The sequence below is a fragment of the Novosphingobium sp. G106 genome (genome assembly GCF_019075875.1).
Classification (GTDB): Bacteria; Pseudomonadota; Alphaproteobacteria; order Sphingomonadales; family Sphingomonadaceae; genus Novosphingobium.
In genome coordinates this window covers 4,497,705-4,511,627 of sequence record NZ_JAHOOZ010000001.1, presented here as the reverse complement: position 1 = coordinate 4,511,627, position 13,923 = coordinate 4,497,705, and the positions used below count along the sequence as shown (strand labels likewise).

The following is a 13,923-nucleotide window of genomic DNA, read 5'->3' as shown; positions in this document are numbered from 1 at the left end:
ATGGGTCGGCCCCGACGGGGCGTCAAGCAGAGTCCGCGGAAAAAACTTTCAGTCGGTTCAGGTGCGGGTCGAGTAACTCTCAGCCGCTGGGACGAGTCCCAGCCCCTCGCGCCGATGCCAGCGCCAGACGAGCGCGATCGCGACAGCGGTGAGCCCCGCAGCAAGCCCGATCCACACGCCGATTCCTTCGAGCGGAGTGGCGAAGCCAAGCACGATCGCGATGACGAAGCCGATCAGCCAGTAGCCGCCGATGGCGACGACCGCCGGCACGCGCGTGTCCTGCAGCCCGCGCAGCGCCCCGGCGGCAACCGCCTGAGCCCCGTCGACGAGCTGGAACGCCGCGGCGACCACGAGGTACTGAACCGCGAAGCCAACCATCAGGGCATTGGCCGGCGCCGTGACATCGACATAGGCCGAGAGGATGAGCTGCGGCACCAGGATCATCGCGCTCGCCGAGACGCCGGCGAAGGCGAGGCAGACCACGACGGCGGCCCAGCCGGCATGGCCGGCCGCAACGGCATTGCGCGCGCCGAAGTGATAGCCGACGCGGATCGTCGCGGCCTGGCCCACGCCGAACGGGACCTGGAAGAAGAAGGCGGCGATCTGCAGCGCCACGGTATGCGCGGCGAGCTGGGTCTCGCCGATGTGGCCCATGAGGAAGGCCGCGCTCGAGAACAGCCCGCCTTCGGCAACGACGGTCAGCGCGATCGGAATGCCCAGCCGCACGATCTCGCGAAAACGTACCCATTCTGGACGCCACCAGCGGCCGAACACGTGATAGCGCCGGAGGTTGCGGTCCCAGCGGATCGCTACGGCATAGGCGAGCATCGTCACGATCGCCGTGAGCAGGGTCGAGACGGCCGAACCCGCCAGCCCCAGCGCCGGCATGCCGAAGTGCCCGTAGATCAGCGCCCAGTTGCCGAGCGCGTTGATCGCTATGGCGAGCGCGGTGACGACGGTGGCGAAGACCGGACGACCCAGTGCCGAGACGAACATGCGCAGCACGTTGGTGATCAGCATCGGGATCAGCGCCAGCGACAGCAGTGCCAGGAACCAGCCGCCGGTCTTCGCGATGGAGGCATCCTGCCCCGTGAGCCGCATGAAGGCCTCGCCGAACTGGCAGAGGACCATGCCGCCCACCCCGCCGATTACCGCCAGCCACAGCGCCATGCGTACCGAACGGCGGATCTCGCGCACGGCATGCATGCGGCGCCCGCGCTCGGCGGCGATCAGCGGCGCGACGGCGCCGGTCAGGCCGAGGAAGCCGAAGTTGATGACGCCGAAGATCGCGACCGCGAGGCTCGAGGCTGCAAGCTGGTGCGAGCCCAGCCGCGCGACGAAGATCACGTCGAGCGCATAGACCGCCATCTGCAGCATGTTCGCCAGCGCCAGCGGCCCCGCGAGCCGCAGGGTGGCGCCGAGCTCGACGCGAAAAGGAGAGAGGGCGGCACGGGCCATGAGGCGCGACGCGATAGGGGAGCCCGGTGCCGGGGGAAAGCTATTCCTTGCCTGCGCCTTCGCCCGCGGTAGGCTCGCATCTACAAGGGAGACGAGAATGACCGACGAGGAAATGAAGGACCGGCTCGCCATCGCCGACCGGCTGGCCACCTGCACCCAGGCCGGCGACGCGCGCAAGGCCGACATCTATGCCAAATGCTTCACCGAGGACGGCGTGCTGCAACTGGACGAGGCGATCGCCGGGCGCGAGGCGATCCGTTCCTGGATGGGCGGCGCCTCGATCATCACCCAGCCGAGCGACCGCGCGCCGGGCTTCATCAGCCACCACCTGACGACCTGTAAGGTCGAACTGGCCGGCGACGCCGCGAAAGTGCGTACCTACTGGCTGGTCACCAGCAACGCCGGGATCGACCACAACGGCTACTACGACGACCGGCTGCGCAAGGTCGGCGGCGAGTGGCTGCTCGAACACCGCAAGCCACGCACCTTGTGGATCAGCCCGACCAGCGTCATGCGAGGATAACCGCGAGGAGCCGGCGCTACCGCTTGGGCTCGCCCGGCGGATCGAGCAACTTCTCGATGAGGTCCAGCAAGGCGGCGACGCCGAACGGCTTGCTCAGGAACGCGACATGCGAAAATTGCGGGCCGACGAAACTGGGCGGATGGGCAGTCGTGATCGCCCACGGGATGCTCAGCTCATCGAGCTTGCGGCCGACTTCGTAGGACATCTCGTCGTTGATCTGGAGATCGAGGATCGCCGCATCGGTACCGCCCCTTTCGAGCAGCCCGAGCGCCTGCGGAACGGTCTTGGCCGGCCCGACGATCTCGTGCCCGGCCTGCTTCAGCGTATCCTCGATGAGGAACGCGTTGAGCAGGTCGTCTTCGAGGATCAGGATCCTGGCGGACCGGGACGCGCGCTTCAGTTGCTTCGATACCATAGAGCTTCCAATCGACCCCGCGCAGGCAGAGTGACCGGATTCGCCTCTCCGGATAGTAAACGGCACTGGCTAATATCGGCAGAAAGAGGCGAAGCTACGACGAACCTCGATGGGTCGATGATCTTGCTGGACGGGGCGCCGCGAGCGAATAGGAACCGCGCATGCATTCTACCGTGTCTCAACAAAACGCTCCCGACTGGCTCACGCGCGCGCTGGCCCAGGCCGGACAAAGCCATTTCACCGAAGTCGAGGGCTGCCGTATCCACTACGCGCAGTGGGGCGATCCGAGGCGGCCGGGGCTGCTGTTCATACCGGCGAGCGGCGGCCACACGCACTGGTTCGATCACGTCGCACCGCTTTTCGCCGATCAGTTCAACGTTGCGGCGATCGACCTGTCCGGCTGCGGCGATTCGGACCGGCGGCCCGAATATTCGCAGACCTTCATCACCGCCGAGATCATGGGCGTGCTGGCCGCCTCCGGGATGCTGGACGCGGCAATTCCCCCCACACTGGTCGGCCACAGCGCCGGTGCGCAGTTCGCCCTGCGCGCAGCCATCCCCAACGACGAAGCGCTGCTGGGCGTCATCTCGGTCGACGGCCTGCGCTATGCGCGGCTCGAGAAGGACCATGCGATCAAGGTCCTGACCGAGGGACGCCCTCCGGCCAAGCCGCCGCGGGTCTATGCCGACTACGAGGATGCCGTTGCGCGTTTCCGCCTGACGCCCGCGCCGCTCTTGCCGATCGACGCGCCCCGCATCCTGGAGCACATCGCCCGCCATTCGTTCCGGCCGGCCGAGGGCGGCTGGACTTCGAAATACGATACCGCGCAGGGCATGACGATCAACCTGGCGTTCGAGCTGCTCGACGCGCTCAAGGACTATCGCTGCCAAACGGCCGCGATCGTCGCGGAGCATTCGCATCTGGCCGACGAGACCGCGAGCGACGTCATCAGCGCAGCCTCGCAGGGCAGGACGGTCGTCTTCACCATGCCTGGAGCGACGCACTATCCGCCGATCGACAGCCCCCTGGCCTTCGTCGCCGCGATCAAGGGCATAGTCCTGTCGTGGATCGCGGCGCGCTCGCGATAGCGGGCCGCCACCCGGAAGCTGCTGTCAGTTTCGCCAGACTGCTTGCTTCCTCGCTCGGTCGCTGTCAGGTGGCGGGATGCTACCGCACACCCGAGCCATGATCGCTGCTGCCGCCCATGCCTTCATTTTCGGCAAGAAGGTGGCGGGCGTCCATGATCATGCGACCGGACAGGACTTGCTGATCGCGGCGGAAACGCGTGGAGACCGTCTGCTGGGGTTCGATGGCGATCGATCGGCAAAGTTCAGCGGGACCCTTTCCGAACTGTACGATGCCGGCGACGACTCGTTCGTCTCGCTCGAGATCGATGGCCTGACGGCAAAGGGGTACGACCGGCGCTCATTGAGCCACTACACGCTCACCGCGACCGATGAGGTGGTGCAACTGTACGATCACACAAAAGGTGCGTGGTTCGCGTTCAGCATCCAGGTCGCTTGACGCAGGAACTCGAGGCGGCTTGTTGAGGTCAACGGCCTCAGGCGAAGCTGGTCTTTGCCCGGCGGCGGCGCATGGCACCGCCGATCAAGCCGATGCCCGCGATCGTCATCGCCCAGGTCGCCGGCTCGGGAACCGCGGCCGAATGCGATGGGTCCGGCAGGGCGGGAACGCCAGGAAGAGCGGCCTTCGTCGCCTGGACATAACCGCCAAACCAGTCGCCCCAGCAATTCGCGCAAGTGTAGTCACCCACGAAGCGCAGCGTGGCGGGACCGGCGGCCGAATAGCCGGTCGCGGTGAGGTTCAGCGAATTACCGACGGTGAAATTGCCGGCGATCGACTGACCGTTCAGCAGCAGATCGGTGAACTGGAACTTTGGCGAGCCCTGGATGAACAGGTCGATCTTGCTATCGGAGGCAATGTCGAACGTCAGCGTCTGATCGATCTTGGAGAATTGCGAAACCTGGACGCCCCAATAGTCGATGCCGTTCCACTGGCTGGAGGGATTCGAGATCGGATCGGTAATGAAAGTCGTCGCCATCGCGGGAGCAGATACGAGCGCAGCGGCCATGGCCATCGCGCCAAGCATTGATCTAACCATCTATTTTCCTGAACAATTGTCGGCCTGGTAGCGAACCTTCGCCGAGATACCTGCCGGCTGTTGCCTCACGGCGCCTTTGTGCGCCACCTTCGCCGATCCCGAGAATCGACGCCGCCCCATCTAGCAGGCGTTGCTTGCCTGTGGCTTAACGAGCCTGCCGGCCGTTTAGTTTGCGGCGAACCGAAGCCGCGCCACCGCCGCGTCCTGTCCGATCAGCGGCAGCAGCGCCGCCATGTCGGGGCCGTGATCGCGACCGGTGAGCGCCTGGCGGAGCGGCAGGAACAGGAGCTTGCCCTTGCGGCCCGTCGCCTGCTTCAGGTCGCCGGTCAGCGCCTGCCAGATCTCGCCGCTCCAAGGCAGAGTGCCGAGCCTGTCTGCGGCGAGCGCCAGGTATTCCCGGGTTTCGGCATCGAATTCGGGCGGAGCGACCGGGCCGGTTACCACCTGCCACCATTCAGCTGCCTCGCCGATATGCGCGAGGTTGGGCCGGATCGCGTCCCAGCCGGCCTCGCTCATGCCTTCAGGCAGCAAGTGGGCCACACGGCCGAAAGGAAGGCGGTGGACGATCGCAGCGTTGATCCGGTGCAATTCGGCTTCGTCGAAACGCGCGGGTGCGCGGCCAAAATGGGCGAGCTCGAAACTCGCCGCCAGCGCGGTGGCGTCGAGCGCGGGATCGACCGGATCCGAAGTACCCAGCCGGGCCAGCAGCGCGATCAGTGCCTCGGGCTCGATCCCAGCCTCGCGCAGCTCGGCCAAGCCTAGCGAGCCGAGCCGCTTCGACAGCTTGCCCTCGGCGCCGACCAGCAGCGCCTCGTGCGAAAAGTTCGGCGCCGGCGCACCGAGTGCGCCGAACATCTGCACCTGCGTGGCGGTGTTGGAAACGTGATCCTCGCCGCGCAGGACGTCGGTGACGCCCATGGCGATGTCGTCGATCACAGAGGGCAGCATATAGAGCCACGAACCGTCGGCACGGCGGATCACCGGGTCGGACATCTGCCGCGCATCGAAATGCTGAGGTCCGCGGATGCCGTCGGTCCATTCGATCGGCATGTCGTGGTCGAGCAGGAAGCGCCAGTGCGGAGCCTGCCCGGCGGCTGCTTTAGCTACATGATCGGCCTCGGTCAGCTTCAGCGCGGCGCGGTCGTAGATCGGCGGCAGGCCGCGGCCCAGCTGCACCTTGCGCTTGAGTTCGAGCTCCTGCGCGGTCTCGTAGCAGCGGTAGACCCGGCCCCCGTCGGCCAGCCGCTGGAACTCGCGCTCGTAGAGCTCGAACCGCGACGACTGCCGCTCCTCGCCGTCGGGCACGAGCCCCAGCCAGGCGAGATCGGCCCGGATCGCCTCGACATAGTCCTCGCGGCTGCGCTCCTTGTCGGTATCGTCGATCCGCAGCAGGAAGCGCCCGCCCAGCCGCTTGGCGAGCAGCCAGTTGTGCAACGCCATGCGAACGTTGCCGACGTGCAGCATTCCCGTCGGAGACGGGGCGAAACGGGTGGATCTGGTCATGCCGTGCGGAACGAATGCGTGATCGGGTAACGCCGGTCGCGGCCGAAGTTGCGCGTGCCGAGCTTGACCCCCGGAGGGGCCTGGCGGCGCTTGTATTCGGCGAGGTGGAGCAGGCGCTCGATGCGCACCACGGTCGGCCGGTCGAAACCCTCGGAAACGAGCTGGTCGACCGACTTCTCGTGCTCGACGAGGCCGAGCAGGATCGGATCGAGCACCTCGTAGGGCGGCAGCGAGTCCGAATCCTTCTGGTCGGGGCGCAGCTCGGCGCTCGGCGGCTTGACGATGATGTTCTCGGGGATCACGGGCCCGTCGCGGCCGAGGCCGATCTTGGGCTTGTGCTGGTTGCGCCACTTCGAGATCGAGAACACCGTCATCTTGTAGGCGTCCTTGATCGGATTGTAGCCGCCCGCCATGTCGCCATAGATCGTCGCATAGCCGACGCTCATCTCGGACTTGTTGCCCGTGGTCATCAGCATGTGACCGAACTTGTTGGACAGCGCCATCAAGGTCGTCCCGCGGATGCGCGACTGCAGGTTCTCCTCGGTGATGTCGACCGCCTTGTCGGCGAAGCTGTCCGCCAGCATTTCATCGAAGCCGGCAACCGCTGGCTGGATCGGGATGATGTCGTGCTTGCAGCCGAGCAGCCGCGCGCATTCGGCGGCATCGTCAAGGCTTTCCTGGCTGGTGAAGCGGCTGGGCAGCATGACCGGCCAGACGCGGTCGGGGCCGAGCGCGTCGGCGGCGATCGCCGCACAGATCGCGCTGTCGATACCGCCCGACATGCCCAGGACCACGCCGGGGAAGCGGTTGCGGTCGACATAGTCGCGCAGCGCCATGACCATGGCGCAGTAGATGTCCTCAGGATGGTCGGCGAGCGGCGCGATCTCGCCGCGGTCGCAGCGCCAGCCCTTGGCGGTCTTGGTCCAGCGGGTCTCGACTTCCTGTTCTTCCCAGTCCTTCATCTGGACCGCGAGGCCGCCGTCGCCGTTGACCACGAAGCTCGCCCCGTCGAACACCAGCTCGTCCTGACCGCCGACGCGGTTGAGATAGGCGAGCGGCAGGCCGGTATCGACCGCGCGCCGCTTGGCGACGCCGTCGATGCGCAGGGTGTCCTTGTCGATCTCGTAAGGGCTGCCGTTGATGCAGACGAAGATCTCGGCGCCGAAGTCCGCCAGATGCCGGCAGACTTCGGGCTGCCAGATATCTTCGCAGATCGGCACGCCGATCATGGTGCCGCGCACGATGATCGGCTCGGGCAGCGGCCCTGGCTGGAATAGCCGCATCTCGTCGAAAGTGCCGTAGTTGGGCAGCTCGTGCTTGAACCGCGTCGCCGCGACCCGGCCGCCGTCGAGCAGCGCCACGCCGTTGTGCAACGCGCCGTCGCGGACGAAGACCGAGCCGACCAGCATCGCCGGTCCATCGCTGTTGGTCGCCTGGGCCAGCTTGTCGAGCTCGGCCGCGGCGCGCTCGATCAGCGCGGGCTTGAGGATCAGGTCCTCGGGCGGATAGCCGATCAGCTGGAGTTCGGGAAAGGCGATGAGATCGGCGCCTTTCGCCCGGTCGCGCGCCGCGAGCATGGCTGCGGCATTGCCGGCGAGATCGCCGACCGACTGGTTCATCTGGGCGAGCGTGATCTTGAGCGTATCGGGCATGGAATTCTGATGCCGCCTAGGTCTGCGTCATGCAAACAAAAAGCCCTCCCCGCGGGGAGGGCTTCGTTGAGCGCTAAGCCGGCGCGCGAAGATCACATCTTCTTTTCGGCCGGCGCCTTCTTCTCGGCCGGCTTCGGCGTGGCTTCGGCAGCGGTGCTTGCACCGGCAGCAGCTTCGCCGGCGACATCGCTCGCCATGGCAGCGGCATCGGTACCGGCATCGGCGACGGGCGTGGCACCGGCATCGGCCGTGTTCATCGCTTCCTCGGCGGGCATCTCGACGTTCTCGGCCTGGGCACCTTCGCTGGCCTTGTCCGAGCTGCCGCAGGCGGAAAGCGCCAGAGCGGCGGCTGTCGCAAAGGCGGCGCCAAGGACTTTTGCGGCGATTTTCTTCATGCGTATCCCTTTTCGATCTGGCCCGCCGCAGATTAGACGAGCGCCAAAATGATGGCAAACGGCAAAGAAGCCACGTAAATCTACCTAAATCTGCGGGTTGAAGTCATATAAAGATTTCTTTATATGATGTCCCATGAAGATCGATCCCCTCCTCCGTGCGCTCGCCGATCCGACGCGGCTGCGCATCATGCGCCTGCTGGCGCATATGGAGCTGGCCGTGGGGGAGTTGGCCCAGGTTCTCGGCCAGAGCCAGCCGCGCGTCTCGCGCCACATCCGCATCCTCTGCGACGCGGGCCTTGCCGAGCGACGCAAGGAAGGCAGCTGGGTGTTCCTGCGCAGCGGCATCGGCGAGAACCGCGCACCGCCGCTCGGCGCGGCGGCCGCAAAGCTGCTGGCCGCGGCCGAGCGCGACGATGCCGCTTTCGCCGCGCGCTGCGGCGAAGACCGCCGCCACCTCGCCGCGATCCGCGCCGCGCGCGAGACCAGCGCCGAGACCTATTTCGCCCGCCACGCAGAGGACTGGGACACGCTGCGCTTGCTGCACAGCCCGGACGAACCCGTCGAGGCAGCGCTGGCGGGGGCGCTCGGCCAGGGCTCACTGGGTTCGCTGCTCGATATCGGCACCGGCACCGGGCGCATGGCCGAGCTGTTCGCGCCCCGCTCTGCCCATGTCACCGGGCTCGACAAGAGCCCCGAGATGCTGCGCATTGCCCGCGCCCGGCTGCAGAAGTTCCCCGCCGAGCAGATTTCGCTGGTCCAGGGCGAGTTCACCGCGCTGCCTTTCGCGGACACCAGCTTCGATACCGTGCTGTTCCACCAGGTGCTGCACTATGCGCTCGAGCCCGAGACCGTGCTCGCCGAAGCAGCGCGCGTCGCCAGGCCGGGGAGTCGTATCGCCGTGGTGGATTTCGCTGCGCACGACCGTGAGGAACTGCGCGAACGCCACGCCCATGCCCGTCTCGGTTTCTCCGACGAGCAGATGCTGGCACTGCTGTCCGATGCCGGCCTGACGCCCGAACCCTCGATCGCCCTGCCCGGCACGCCGCTCACGGTAAAAATCTGGACGGCGCACAAGGATGGGCGCAGGGCGCCCGAGACCACCCACAACGACACGAATACCGAGAGGGCCGCAGGCCGATGAATGCCGTTACCAGACCGTCCGCCGAACCGCTCTTTGCCGGTCTCCCGGGCGACATTTCCGTCTCGTTCGAATTCTTCCCGCCCAAGACGGAGAAGATGGAAGAGACCCTGTGGGAATCGATCGAGACGCTGGCTCCGCTCGCTCCGCGCTTCGTTTCGGTGACCTATGGCGCCGGCGGCTCGACGCGCGAGCGCACGCACAACACCGTCGCGCGCATCGCCCGCGACACCGCACTGGTGCCCGCGGCGCACCTGACCTGCGTCGCCGCGAGCAAGGCCGAGATCGAGGAAGTCGCCTCGCAGTACTGGGAAGCGGGCGTGCGCCACATCGTCGCGCTTCGCGGCGATCCGCCGCCGGCCGATGGCGGGCGCTTCGTGCCGCACCCGGAAGGCTATGCCAGCGCCGCCGACCTCGTCGCGGGGCTCAAGCTCCTGCACGATTTCGAAGTCTCGGTCGCGGCCTATCCCGAAACCCACCCCGAAGCGTTGAGCGCCGAGGCCGATCTCGACAACCTCAAGCGCAAGCTCGATGCCGGCGCGAGCCAGGCGATCACCCAGTTCTTCTTCTCGACCGACGCCTATTTCCGCTTCCTGGACAAGGCGCTCGCCGCGGGTATCACCGCGCCGATCCTGCCGGGGATCATGCCGGTAACCTCGTTCGAGGCGATCCGCCGCATGTCGGGCAATACCGAGATCCCCGCCTGGCTCGAACAGGCCTTCGAAGGGCTAGACCAGCGCCCCGGCCCGCGCGCGCTGGTCGCCGCGACGGTGGCGGTCGATCTCTGCCAGCGGCTTTACCAGGGCGGCGTCCGTCACTTCCATTTCTACACGCTCAACCGCGCCGAGCAGGCCTATGCGATCTGCCAGCTGCTCGGCGTGCGCCCCCAAGAGTTGGCCAAGGAGAACGCGCGATGAGCGCAGAAGCAGATTTCCGTAAGGCAGCGGCCGAGCGCATCCTCGTGTTCGACGGCGGCTACGGCACCTCGATCCAGAAGTTCAAGCTGGAAGAAGCCGACTACCGCGGCGACCTGGACCTGCCGATGGATCAGAAGGGCAACAACGACCTGCTCTGCCTGACGCGGCCCGATATCATCGAGGGCATCCACCAGGCCTATTTCGATGCCGGTGCCGACATGGTCGAGACGAACACCTTTTCGTCCACGCGGATCGCCATGGCCGACTACGGCTGCGAGCACCTGGTCTGGGACATCAACATCGCCGCCGCCAAGCTGGCGCGCAATGCGGCCGAGAAGGCCCAGGCCAAGGACGGCCGCCGGCGCTTCGTCGCGGGCTCGATCGGGCCGACCAACAAGACGCTGTCGCTCTCGCCCGACGTCAACGACCCGGGCTTCCGCGAGGTCGACTACGACAGCCTCAAGGCCGAATACCGCGAGCAGTGCGACGCGCTGATCGCCGGCGGGGTCGATTTCCTGCTGGTCGAGACCTGCTTCGACACGCTCAACGCCAAGGCCGCCGGCATGGCCGCGCGCGAGGCCGAAGCGGCATCGGGCCGCGAGGTGCCGCTGATGGTCTCGTTCACGATCACCGACATGTCGGGCCGCAACCTCTCGGGTCATACGATCACCGCCTTCTGGTATGCGCTGCGGCACCTGAAGCCGCTGACCATCGGCGCCAACTGCGCTTTCGGTGCCGACCTGCTTCGGCCCTACCTGACCGAACTGGCCAAGAACGCCGACACGCTCATCCTGGCCTATCCCAACGCCGGCCTGCCCAACGAACTTGGCCAGTACGACGAGCTTCCGGCCAAGACCGCGCAGCTTATCGGCGAATGGTTCGACGGCGGGCTGGTCAATGCGGTCGGCGGCTGCTGCGGGACGACGCCGGATCACATTGCCGCGATCGCCAGGGCCGTGGTCGATGCCAAGCCTCGCGCGATCCCGGTGCTGGAGCCGGTGACGCGGTTGGCCGGGCTTGAGCCTTTCACCATGGCGGCTTGATTACTCCCCTCCCGCTTGCGGGAGGGGCTGGGGGTGGGCCTGTCGCGGCCTTGCGTCCAGATCGATACTGACCCACCCCCGACCCCTCCCGCAAGCGGGAGGGGGAAAGATCATGATGACGCAGACTTTCGATTCCACCCGCTTCGTCAACATCGGCGAACGTACCAACGTCACCGGCTCGGCGGCGTTCAAGAAGCTGATTCTCGCGGGCGACTATGCCAAGGCAGTCGATGTCGCACGCCAGCAGGTCGAGAACGGCGCGCAGGTGATCGACGTCAACATGGACGAAGGTCTGCTCGACGCGGTCGTCGCGATGACCACCTTCCTCAAGCTGATCGCCGCCGAGCCCGACATCGCGCGCGTGCCGGTGATGATCGACAGCTCGAAGTGGCACGTCATCGAGGAAGGCCTGAAATGCGTCTCAGGCAAGCCGATCGTCAATTCGATCTCGATGAAGGAAGGCGAAGCGCCGTTCCTCGAGCAGGCGCGCAAATGCATGGCCTATGGCGCCGCCGTCGTGGTCATGGCGTTCGACGAGGCTGGGCAGGCCGACACCCAGGCGCGCAAGGTCGAGATCTGCCAGCGCGCCTACAAGCTGCTGACCGGGAACGGCTTCCCGCCCGAGGACATCATCTTCGACGCCAATGTCTTCGCCGTCGCCACGGGCATCGAGGAGCACAACAATTACGGCGTCGACTTCATCGAGGCGGTGAAGGAGATTCGCGCGACGTGCCCGCACGTCCACTTCTCGGGCGGGCTTTCCAACCTGTCCTTCAGCTTCCGCGGCAACGAGATCGTCCGCCGGGCGATGCATTCTGTGTTCCTCTACCACGCGATCCCGGCCGGGCTCGACATGGCAATCGTCAATGCCGGCCAGCTCGACATCTACGACCAGATCGACCCAGTGCTACGCGAGGCGTGTGAGGACGTCATCCTCAACCGCAAGCAGGACGTGGCCGAGGGTGAGCAGACCGCTACCGAACGGCTGATCGAGCTTGCCGAAAGCTTCAAAGGCAAGGATGCCGTCGCCGACAAGGCCGCCGAGGAATGGCGCGGCTGGGAGGTCGTGCGCCGGATCGAGCACGCCCTAGTCAAGGGTATCGACACTTTCGTCGTCGATGACACCGAGGAAGCCCGCGCCGAGATCGCCGCGCGCGGGGGCAAGCCGATCGAAGTGATCGAGGGCCCGCTGATGGACGGGATGAACACGGTCGGCGACCTGTTCGGATCGGGCAAGATGTTCCTGCCGCAGGTGGTGAAATCGGCGCGCGTGATGAAGAAGGCGGTCGCCTATCTGTTTCCCTTCATCGAGGCGGAAAAGGTCGCAGGCGCCAAGGCCAAGGGCCGGATCATCATGGCGACGGTCAAGGGCGACGTCCACGACATCGGCAAGAACATCGTCGGGGTGGTCCTGCAGTGTAACGGCTACGAGGTCATCGACCTCGGCGTCATGGTGCCCTGGGCGAAGATCCTGCAGGCGGCGAACGAGAACGACGCCGACATCATCGGCCTGTCGGGCCTGATTACGCCCTCGCTCGACGAGATGGTCACCGTCGCCGAGGAAATGCAGCGCGCCGACATGAAAATCCCGCTGCTGATCGGTGGGGCGACCACCAGCAAGGTGCACACGGCGCTGCGCATCGACGTCGCCTATGAAGGGCCGGTGGTCCACGTACTCGATGCCAGCCGCGCGGTCGGCGTCGCTTCGCAGCTCCTGTCCGAAACCCAGATGACGGGCTTCGTCTCGGATACCGCCAACGAATACGAGCATATCCGCGACGTCCGCGCGGGCAAGGAAGGCTCGATCCTGCTGAGCCTGGAAGACGCACGCGCCAATTCGTTCAAGGCGGACATGCGCGACAAGGCGCCCCCACCGGCCCAGCCCGGCCTGCACACCTTCGACGCCTGGGACCTCGCCGACCTGCGCGCCCACTTCGACTGGACGCCCTTCTTCCGCGCCTGGGAGCTGGCCGGCGTCTATCCGGCGATCCTCGACGACGAGGTCGTGGGCGAGAGCGCCCGCTCGCTCTACGCCGACGCCCTGGCGATGCTGGACCAGATCGTCGCGGAGAAGTGGCTGACGGCCCGGGGCGTCTGCGGCTTCTGGCCTTGTGCCCGCGTCGGCGACGATGTCGTGCTGCATATCGAGGGGCCGCAGCCGCCGCTGCACCTGCCTTTCCTGCGCCAGCAGATCCGCAAGAGCCGCGACCGCGCCAATTTCTGCCTGGCCGATTTCATCGACCACGACGGCGACTGGATCGGCGGCTTCGCCGTCGGCATCCACGGCATCGAGCCGCATCTGGAACGTTTCCGGGCCAATCACGACGACTACAACGACATCCTGCTCAAGGCCCTGGCCGACCGCTTCGCCGAGGCCTTCGCCGAGCGGCTGCACAAGCATGTGCGCACCACACTCTGGGGTTATGCGCCCGGCGAGCAACTCGGCAACGAAGAGCTGATCCGAGAGCAGTATCGCGGCATCCGCCCGGCCCCCGGCTATCCCGCCTGCCCCGACCACAGCCTCAAGCCGATCCTGTTCGACCTGCTCGAAGCCGGCGAGCGCACCGGGATCACGCTGACCGAGAGCCAGGCGATGCTGCCGACTTCCGCGGTTTCAGGCTTCTACTTCGCCCATCCCGAGGCGCAGTATTTCGGCGTCGCGCGGATCGGCCGCGACCAGCTCGAGGACTATGCCGCGCGGCGCGGTATCGACCTGAAGACCGCCGAGCGCTGGCTGCGGCCGAACCTGGACTAGGA

General features: G+C 66.5%; 12 protein-coding genes and 1 pseudogene. 7 read left to right on the top strand and 6 right to left on the bottom strand.

Annotated elements, in window-relative coordinates:
- Nucleotides 1-57: 57 nt before the first annotated feature.
- Nucleotides 58-1,458, bottom strand: a complete 1,401-nt coding sequence (locus tag KRR38_RS21650) for an MATE family efflux transporter (protein WP_217405420.1) — start codon at nucleotides 1,456-1,458, stop codon at nucleotides 58-60.
- A gap of 97 nt (nucleotides 1,459-1,555) precedes the next feature.
- Between KRR38_RS21650 and KRR38_RS21645 the strand changes: the two genes are divergently transcribed.
- The gene (locus KRR38_RS21645) at nucleotides 1,556-1,981 is read left to right on the top strand and encodes a nuclear transport factor 2 family protein (protein ID WP_217405418.1); all 426 of its coding nucleotides are present in this window, start codon (nucleotides 1,556-1,558) and stop codon (nucleotides 1,979-1,981) included.
- Nucleotides 1,982-1,997: 16 nt separating this feature from the next.
- On the opposite strand, the gene KRR38_RS21640 is transcribed toward KRR38_RS21645, so the two are convergent.
- Nucleotides 1,998-2,396, bottom strand: a complete 399-nt coding sequence (locus KRR38_RS21640; RefSeq protein ID WP_217405416.1) for a response regulator — start codon at nucleotides 2,394-2,396, stop codon at nucleotides 1,998-2,000.
- A 161-nt stretch (nucleotides 2,397-2,557) separates the two neighbouring features.
- Between KRR38_RS21640 and KRR38_RS21635 the strand changes: the two genes are divergently transcribed.
- Together KRR38_RS21635 and KRR38_RS21630 are read left to right on the top strand one after the other, a co-directional pair.
- A complete protein-coding gene (locus tag KRR38_RS21635; RefSeq protein WP_217405413.1) occupies nucleotides 2,558-3,484 on the top strand; it encodes an alpha/beta fold hydrolase in 927 nt (308 codons plus the stop codon).
- 97 nt (nucleotides 3,485-3,581) lie between these two features.
- Complete coding sequence (locus tag KRR38_RS21630; protein WP_254514918.1) at nucleotides 3,582-3,920, top strand: hypothetical protein; 339 nt, start codon at nucleotides 3,582-3,584, stop codon at nucleotides 3,918-3,920.
- Between the two features lie 37 nt (nucleotides 3,921-3,957).
- On the opposite strand, the pseudogene KRR38_RS37830 reads toward KRR38_RS21630, so the two are convergent.
- The 4 genes and pseudogenes from KRR38_RS37830 to KRR38_RS21610 form a co-directional block, all read right to left on the bottom strand.
- A pseudogene (locus KRR38_RS37830) lies at nucleotides 3,958-4,068 on the bottom strand (PEPxxWA-CTERM sorting domain-containing protein); the annotation flags it as partial.
- A gap of 615 nt (nucleotides 4,069-4,683) precedes the next feature.
- On the bottom strand, nucleotides 4,684-6,021 hold the full coding sequence (gltX, locus tag KRR38_RS21620) for a glutamate--tRNA ligase (protein WP_217405409.1): 1,338 nt from the start codon (nucleotides 6,019-6,021) through the stop codon (nucleotides 4,684-4,686).
- A complete protein-coding gene (locus tag KRR38_RS21615) occupies nucleotides 6,018-7,673 on the bottom strand; it encodes an NAD+ synthase (RefSeq protein ID WP_217405407.1) in 1,656 nt (551 codons plus the stop codon). Before KRR38_RS21615 ends, gltX begins: the two co-directional genes overlap by 4 nt.
- Nucleotides 7,674-7,765: 92 nt before the next feature.
- A complete protein-coding gene (locus tag KRR38_RS21610) occupies nucleotides 7,766-8,068 on the bottom strand; it encodes a hypothetical protein (RefSeq protein ID WP_217405405.1) in 303 nt (100 codons plus the stop codon).
- A gap of 133 nt (nucleotides 8,069-8,201) precedes the next feature.
- On the opposite strand from KRR38_RS21610, the gene KRR38_RS21605 reads away from it, so the two are divergent.
- The 4 genes from KRR38_RS21605 to metH all read left to right on the top strand — a co-directional run bounded on the left by KRR38_RS21605 (nucleotide 8,202) and on the right by metH (nucleotide 13,921).
- A complete protein-coding gene (locus KRR38_RS21605) occupies nucleotides 8,202-9,209 on the top strand; it encodes a metalloregulator ArsR/SmtB family transcription factor (protein WP_217405402.1) in 1,008 nt (335 codons plus the stop codon).
- Entirely contained in the window at nucleotides 9,206-10,123 is a 918-nt protein-coding gene (metF, locus tag KRR38_RS21600) for a methylenetetrahydrofolate reductase [NAD(P)H] (protein WP_217405400.1), read from the top strand. Before KRR38_RS21605 ends, metF begins: the two co-directional genes overlap by 4 nt.
- Nucleotides 10,120-11,166 carry a homocysteine S-methyltransferase family protein gene (locus tag KRR38_RS21595; protein WP_217405398.1) on the top strand — a complete coding sequence of 349 codons (1,047 nt, stop codon included), beginning with the start codon at nucleotides 10,120-10,122 and terminating at the stop codon, nucleotides 11,164-11,166. Before metF ends, KRR38_RS21595 begins: the two co-directional genes overlap by 4 nt.
- Before the next feature lie 115 nt (nucleotides 11,167-11,281).
- Nucleotides 11,282-13,921, top strand: coding sequence for a methionine synthase (gene metH / locus KRR38_RS21590; protein WP_217407397.1), 2,640 nt, complete (start codon nucleotides 11,282-11,284; stop codon nucleotides 13,919-13,921).
- Nucleotides 13,922-13,923: the final 2 nt, after the last annotated feature.